This is a genomic window from Pedobacter agri PB92 (genome assembly GCF_000258495.1).
Lineage (GTDB): Bacteria > Bacteroidota > Bacteroidia > Sphingobacteriales > Sphingobacteriaceae > Pedobacter > Pedobacter agri.
The window spans coordinates 24,021-31,539 of record NZ_AJLG01000042.1; the positions used below are offsets into that span (position 1 = coordinate 24,021).

At 37.7% G+C, this 7,519-nt stretch carries 8 protein-coding genes; 7 read left to right on the forward strand and 1 reads right to left on the reverse strand.

Annotation, left to right across the window (positions count from 1 at the left end; genetic code table 11):
• Positions 1 to 77: 77 nt before the first annotated feature.
• From ON09_RS08365 to ON09_RS08375, 3 genes are all read left to right on the forward strand, one after another.
• Complete coding sequence (locus ON09_RS08365; RefSeq protein ID WP_010600610.1) at positions 78 to 755, forward strand: 2'-5' RNA ligase family protein; 678 nt, start codon at positions 78 to 80, stop codon at positions 753 to 755.
• 108 nt (positions 756 to 863) lie between these two features.
• Entirely contained in the window at positions 864 to 1,271 is a 408-nt protein-coding gene (locus tag ON09_RS08370; RefSeq protein WP_010600611.1) for a helix-turn-helix domain-containing protein, read from the forward strand.
• A gap of 87 nt (positions 1,272 to 1,358) precedes the next feature.
• Positions 1,359 to 2,123: an SDR family oxidoreductase gene (locus tag ON09_RS08375; protein ID WP_010600612.1), complete on the forward strand. Its 765-nt coding sequence runs from the start codon at positions 1,359 to 1,361 to the stop codon at positions 2,121 to 2,123.
• Between the two features lie 63 nt (positions 2,124 to 2,186).
• Here the strand turns inward: ON09_RS08375 and ON09_RS08380 are convergent, their stop codons facing one another.
• Positions 2,187 to 3,383 (reverse strand): C40 family peptidase, encoded by a 1,197-nt coding sequence (locus ON09_RS08380; protein ID WP_010600613.1) that lies wholly within the window; start codon positions 3,381 to 3,383, stop codon positions 2,187 to 2,189.
• Between the two features lie 134 nt (positions 3,384 to 3,517).
• Between ON09_RS08380 and ON09_RS08385 the strand changes: the two genes are divergently transcribed.
• The 4 genes from ON09_RS08385 to ON09_RS08400 all read left to right on the forward strand — a co-directional run.
• Positions 3,518 to 4,210, forward strand: coding sequence for a CAP domain-containing protein (locus ON09_RS08385; protein WP_010600614.1), 693 nt, complete (start codon positions 3,518 to 3,520; stop codon positions 4,208 to 4,210).
• A 70-nt stretch (positions 4,211 to 4,280) separates the two neighbouring features.
• Complete coding sequence (locus ON09_RS08390; protein ID WP_029204213.1) at positions 4,281 to 4,784, forward strand: GtrA family protein; 504 nt, start codon at positions 4,281 to 4,283, stop codon at positions 4,782 to 4,784.
• A gap of 436 nt (positions 4,785 to 5,220) precedes the next feature.
• Positions 5,221 to 7,002, forward strand: coding sequence for an aromatic amino acid hydroxylase (locus ON09_RS08395; RefSeq protein WP_010600616.1), 1,782 nt, complete (start codon positions 5,221 to 5,223; stop codon positions 7,000 to 7,002).
• A gap of 27 nt (positions 7,003 to 7,029) precedes the next feature.
• Positions 7,030 to 7,519, forward strand: a 490-nt coding sequence (locus ON09_RS08400) for an SDR family oxidoreductase (RefSeq protein WP_010600617.1), incomplete at its 3' end; no start/stop codon positions are given.

The following is a 7,519-nucleotide window of genomic DNA, read 5'->3' on the forward strand; positions in this document are numbered from 1 at the left end:
CGTTATGCTGACTAGAATTCAGCATCTTTAATATTTAGTCGCAGGTTAAAAGTCTGCGACTTTTTTTGTGAAAAAAAATGAATTTAACCGAACATTACGATAAACTTTATACTGAATCTGCAGCTAAAATCACCGCTGGGAATTATGAAATCGATCATTTAATTGATGACGAGAAAGACCAGCGTTTTGGAATTAGTTTAGTGATTAGGCCAGATCAAAATACTAAAATGAATATTCAAAGGTTTTTAACTGAAGTAAAAGCAATAGAGCCGGATCAATATTATTATCAAGATTCAGATATTCACATCACGGTAATGTCTATCATTTCATGTTACGCAGGTTTTGAACTGAAAGAAATCAATACTGAAGCCTATATTCGAAAGATCGCAATGGCCTTGGATAAATACAGGGGATTCAACATTCAGTTTAAAGGCTTAACTGCGTCAACATCCTGTATTTTGCTTCAAGGATTTTTAACCGAAACGTTAAATCAGATTCGGGATGATTTACGAGCGGCATTTAAAAACTCCACGCTTCAACAAAGCATTGATAAACGTTATACCATTCAAACGGCACATGCTACTATCATGAGGTTTAGGGATAAATTACGAAATCCGGCAAGATTAATAAGTTTAATTGAACAGTACAGAGATTTCGATTTTGGTACTTTTACCGTAGATCAAATTGAACTGGTATACAACGACTGGTACCAGCGTGAGCGTTTCGTTGAGTCATTGCATATTTTCAAGCTGTAGAATGCCTACAAAACATAATCCCTTGGTCATAAATTAAGTACGCCATACACCAAATTTCCTATTCAACTGCTGCAATACTATATTTGTTATATCTTAAAATCGCGAACCATGCCTATTCCACAGAAATTCTTTGCCCGCCAACACGAAATCGCTGCCGATTATTTGATAGAACTAGATAAGCATCTTGATGACATTGTTTCCGGCCGGGCAACAGAAATGTTCGAGGTGAGGGATTTTGCTGAAATATTGCATGTTCATCCGACCCATTTTAGCAATACAATTAAATCTGCTACAGGCCATTCGCCATGTTTTTTCTTTGAAGAGCGTTTAATGGAAATTTCAAAATCGATGCTAAAAAATGTAAGCATGCCGATAGCTGAAATTGCAAGAACGCTTACTTACGATCCATCAAACTTTACTAAGTTTTTTAAACACTTCTCAGGGCAAACTCCTAAACAGTTTCGTGAAGATTATTTTAAGTCATTAGCCGAAAAAAAGGAAATTGTCACCATATAAAACTTAAATGCTCACCATTTTTCCTTAACGTATCACCATTTTTTTAGTTCATTTACTTTTAATTTTGTTTAACAAATAAAAAGAAAAATGGGAACACAAAATAAAATTGCTTTGGTAACCGGCGGAAGCCGTGGTTTAGGCAAAAATGCAGCATTGAAAATTGCTGAAAAGGGAGTTGACGTAATTGTAACTTACCATTCAAAAAAGGAAGAAGCGGAAGAAACTGTTGCAGAAATTAAACAGTTGGGCGTAAATGCAGCTGCAGTGCAACTAAATGTTGGAGAATCTGCATCATTTGATGCTTTCTTTACAGAGGTTAAATCTATCTTAAAATCTGTCTTCAATGCAGATCAATTCGATTTTTTAGTTAACAATGCGGGAATAGGTATTCATGCTTCTTTTGCTGAAACCAGCGAAGAACAATTCGATACACTGGTAAATATCCAATTCAAAGGCCCATTCTTCTTAACGCAGAAAGCACTTTCTTATTTAAACGATGGCGGCGCAATCATTAACGTTTCTACCGGTTTAGCCAGATTTAGCTTACCAGGATATGCAGCTTATGCATCCATGAAAGGTGCAATGGAAACCCTAACCAAATATCAGGCAAAAGAGTTAGGCGCAAGAGGAATTAGATCTAACATTGTTGCGCCAGGTGCTATTGAAACTGATTTTGGCGGAGGCGTAGTGCGTGATAACGAACAAATGAATGCCGGGATTGCTTCGCAAACTGCTTTGGGCCGCGTTGGCTTACCAGATGATATTGGCGGAGTGGTTGCGTTTTTATGTACGGAAGAAGCAAGATGGATCAACGCTCAACGCATTGAAATTTCAGGTGGCATGTTTTTGTAAAATAGGAATACTTAAAAAGGCATCACATTAATAACACTGATGCCTTTTTTGGTTTTCTGCCAGTTATTTTCCATACCAATCATGTTGATCAACTCTGGTGATTTCAGGCTGGCCAATTTGATTGAGAATTCTTCGTGCGCTCACCAGGGTTTTAAATTCCCGCTCGTCGAAATTTGATGCTTTAGGATCCAGACTGTTGATGCGGACCATACCTGCAGATTGGATAAAAGTTCCAGCGCCCATGTAAATTGCCGTATGTGTAACTTTGCCATTTGCTATTCCTCTAAGTTTGGCCGCCGAAAAGAAAAGTAAATCTCCGGCTTTCAAATTTTTTAAACATTTCTCCAGGCTCGTCGAATCATTTTCAAGAACATCAATATTTTCGCCAATTAAGGCTTGCTGCGAAGCATCTCTGGGTATTACAATTCCGTTTAAAAAGTAGCTCGTTTTTGTAAATCCACTGCAATCCACGCCTTTTATTGATGTTCCACCCCACAAGTAAGGCACACCCATTAATGTTTTGGCCGTTGCCAATACGGACTCGGCATTAGGATTCACTTGTTTCCTCCAATCAGCAAATAAGGTAGCGTCGGTTTTCTTCACAAAGCCAATTCTTCGATCCGGAAATATCACTTTGTAAAACTTTTTATCTTCTGCACTTACTTCTAAAATATTTCCTTTTACCAAGTCAGAAACACGCATTGATGTTTCCTCTGCTTTACTATAGGCATGGCCGTAGTCTGCCAGGTAAATTATTCGTTTGGCCTTCTTCCACTTTTCCAGTGTTTCTCTGTTTATTAAACTTACCGCAGCACCATCAGTATAAGATAGATAACCATCTGGTGTTCGCACTAAATAGTAACCACCTTGTTTTTTAAGTACTTCAACAGGTGTTCCCAAAGTCATTTGTGTCATCATCTCTGCAGCATTTTGAGGCGCTGCCCTATTGTTACAAACTGATAGATTGGCTAATCCGTATTCCATTCCGTTCAGTAACTGTGAAGGAAGACTTTTACTCACTTTGACCATTCCGGTATGCGTTTTGGTTTTTGCATTGAAAACTTCCAAAGCTTTTTCCGAGCTGCTTTCTACAAAAACGGTATCGCCCTTAAAGTGAAAACCGAAATAAACCGATCGTTTATCGGGAGCAAATTCCTTTGTTACAGCATTTGCAATTTCATAAATTGCAGTGGTATCAACCTGTGCTTTTAAAGCGGTTGCCACAGTTAAAAGCAAAGTGAATATGCCCAGTTTTTTCATATTTTAAAATTAGTAATATTTCAATTGTCCGAGCCTTGCAGGCTGTAACTAATTACTTACTTCTATCCTCTTACATTAAGTTTCACTCTTGAAAATAAATACGTTTTGCAATCGTTATTGATGAAATTACCCTGATGACCAAACTGGTACTACCTTTTTTATTTTTAATTATGCTGAGCGCTGGTCTATCGGCACAAACCTGGACCGACGCCGAATTTCGAAGCGCAAACACGGCAGCCAATGTTCCCTACTTAAGCAACGAAGAAAAAAACATCGTAATGTATATGAATTTGATCCGTATTGACGGTGAAAAATTTTACTACACGTTCCTGGAAGATTATATTAATAATTACAATGCGAAGGTTAAAAAGTACCGCAATTATCATCAGCTTAAAATCGCCAGAAATAACACCTATTATGTTTCATTGCTAAAACATTTACAAGCTGTAAAAAACTTGCCCTTGTACTATCCTGATGAAAAATTAACCTTATTGAGTAAAAACCATGCGCAGGATTTAAATAAAAACAATATTGATACACATGAAAGCAGTGATGGAACTAAGTTTGCGAAACGCTTGGCCAGATATTTCCCCAACAAAAACATGAGTGAAAATATCGACTTTGGTTATTCTAATAGCATTGATATTGTTTGCCATTTACTTTTAGACTGTGGAGTGCCATCTCTGGGGCATCGGTTGAACATTCTCGATCAGAAAAACAAATTTAATACCGTTGGTGTCGGCATTCAAAGGCATCCAACTTACACCTGGTGTGCTGTAATTGATTTTGTATCACAGCCCATTTACTATACCAATAACCAGCGGTAGCATTTGATGATTTCGGAATATATTTAACTATTGCAGCAAATCTTTATATTTTTGGCGAAATTATTCAATGATGCGCAAGGCGATTTTAGCTTTTATAGATTTTTTTTATCCTCCTTTTAAAAAATTTATTTCCTTACATAACTTTAGGTATTTGGCTACAGGCGGAAGCACCTTCGTACTCGGTCTTTTTGTTTTCTGGCTAGCATATAACTATCTATTTTTAACAGAGGAGGTTAAATTTATGGCTATGACGCTGAAAAGAAACACTATGGCTTTAGTCGTTGAGTTCGCCATTGTAATCCCATACAGCTTCTTATTGAACAAATATGTCATTTTCACACATAGTGAAGTAAAATCTAGAACTCAATTGTTTCGCTTTCTGAATTTACAGTTTATTAATATGCTGCTAAATTATGTGCTACTGAAATTTTTTGTAGAGATGTTAGGGATTTATCCGACCATTTCACGTGTAGTGGTATCTGTAGCCATTGCAGGTTTCAGCTATTTATACCAACACTATTTCACTTTCAGCGTAAAAAAAATTGGCGAAAAGAAAGCTGATAAAAAGCATTAATTTTTTTTGGAAAGCAGGTGAACTGCCTGTAGGTTTTTGCCGCCCCGCCCCCGTTACAAGTCCGCTCCCGATGAAAAATCGGAATTACGGGCTTTTCACTAGGTCGGGTTTAATTGGCCCGTTTTGTAATCAGATTTAAGTTTTCAACTGCTGGCGGACAGCCTTCTTTATTAATTTGCAACAGCCGGGGTGTATAAACGGGATGGCAGCGGTATCTCCCGATTTTTCATCGGGAATTTAGCGAACAGCCCGGCTTAAGCTAAAAATGGAATACAGGCTTAGCTTTCCTGATCAATAATCTTACGGTTTGGTTTAAAACTGGAAATTATTGCATCAAACCTTTATTACGTTAGGCTGTTAATTTAGGCGGTAGCTAATTTGCTAACGTAAAAGCAACACCATATCTTAGCTTCCGACCAACTTATTTTCATAAACTATGAGCCATTTTAATGACTTTAACAATGCGCAAGTAGCAAAACTACCCCGGCATTTAAAACAATTTATTGTAGCCCAGAACTACGAAAAATATACCCCAATAGATCAAGCGGTTTGGCGTTACGTCATGCGGCAAAACTATAGTTATTTAAAAAATGTTGCCTATTACCCATATATTAAGGGTTTGCAACGAGCTGGTTTAAGTATTGAATACATTCCTGATTTGCAAACCATGAACGATAATTTAGGCAAAATTGGCTGGGGTGCTGTAACTGTTGATGGTTTTATTCCTCCGGCAGCGTTTATGGAATATCAAGCTTACAGAGTTTTGGTGATTGCAGCCGACATCAGACAAATCAATCATATCGAATATACCCCTGCTCCTGATATTATCCATGAAAGTGCCGGCCATGCGCCCATCATTGCAGATACCGATTATAACAATTATCTCAGTTACTTTGGCTCTATTGGAGCAAAGGCGATGTTTTCGGCGAAGGATTTTGAACTTTATGAAGCCATCAGAAGACTTTCTATTTTAAAGGAAGCTGCTGATGCGGATGATGTGCAAATCGCCAGGGCAGAAAAAGAGCTTCGTTACATTAACGAAAATATGGGCGAGCCTTCTGAAATGGCGTTACTGGGCCGCTTACACTGGTGGACAGTAGAATATGGTTTAATTGGCAGCTTAGAAAACCCAAAAATTTATGGCGCAGGTTTGCTGTCATCAATTGGAGAAAGTGCTACTTGTATGCAACCAGAGGTTGAAAAGCTTTGGTATAACATCGATACTATTAATTATGCTTACGACATTACGCAGCCACAGCCACAACTTTTTGTTACCGAAACTTTCCAAAATTTAATTGATGTTTTGGAACAATTTGCCAATACCATGGCATTTAGGGTTGGTGGTGCCGAAAGCGTAATGAAAGCCATTGCCTGTAAAAACGTAGCAACCGCTGTTTATAGTTCTGGATTACAGGTTAGCGGTGTGTTTACCGATATTGGTATTGCTGCCAATGACGACTTAACCTTTATTAAAACAACTGGTCCGTCTGCATTGGCTGTTAATGGCAAACAATTAGAAGGCCACGGCAAAAATTACCATCAGGATGGTTTTTCATCTCCCGTTGGGAAATTAAAAGATGCCATGAAGCCTTTAGAAGATTATACTGCAGCGGAAATGATCGCTTTGGGTTGCTTCGCCGATAATCATACAAAACTGGTTTTTGAAAGCGGAATAACTGTAGAAGGTAACGTAGCGGATGTTATAAGGGTAAATGAAAAGGTAATTTTAATTGTTTTCAGAGATTGTACAGTGACAGAAAGCAATGGCAATATTCTATTTAAACCAGAATGGGGAAATTATGATATGGCCGTTGGCGAAAAAATTGTTTCAGTGTTTAATGGTGCAGCCGACAAAGATGCCTTTGAGGAAATTACTTTGATTAGCCAGGAAAAAACGCATGCCATTACATACGACGAGAAAACAGTTAAACTTCACCAATTATACAAATCAGTTCGCCAAATAAGGGACAGCGGTGAACATTTAGATCAATTGCCAGAAATTTTCAACCAATTAAAAAATAACTTCAGATATGATTGGCTATGCGCTCTGGAAATTTTAGAAATTGTTTATCATAAAAAAATATACCATCAGCTGGAAAAAGAAGTTCAAATTTACCTGGAACTCAAAGCCAACAGAGAAGCTGATCATCATAAATTAATTAACGATGGACTTCATGTGATTAAAAATCCGGTAAGCCAATTGATTGTGAATGATTAGATTTGCTGCAGATTTAGAAGATAAAAAATGAATGTTATAATTACCGGGGCAAGCAGTGGAATTGGTTTTGAAACTGCATTAGAGTTTAGTTTACACAAAGAAAATAAAATTGTTGCCATTGCACGTACCGCAGATAAACTGCGAAAACTTTTAGAAATTGCCAAAGGTATCAACCCCGATTGCACGCTATTACCCGTTGAATTCGACATTGTTAATGATGATTATGCCGCCTTACTTCCATTTTTAAAAGAAAGATTAGGTCATATTGATATCTTGATAAACAATGCTGGTTCGCTAGTTAACAAACCCTTTTTAGAAACCACTGAGATGGATCTGGGTGAAATGCTGCAAAGCAACGTAATATCCCATTTCCGAATGATACAAAACACTTTGCCACTGTTGAAAAGTGGAAGCCATATCGTAAACATCGGCAGTATGGGTGGTTTTCAAGGCAGCGTGAAATTTCCTGGTTTATCAGCCTATTCGGCCAGTAAAGCGGCACTACATACCTTAACGG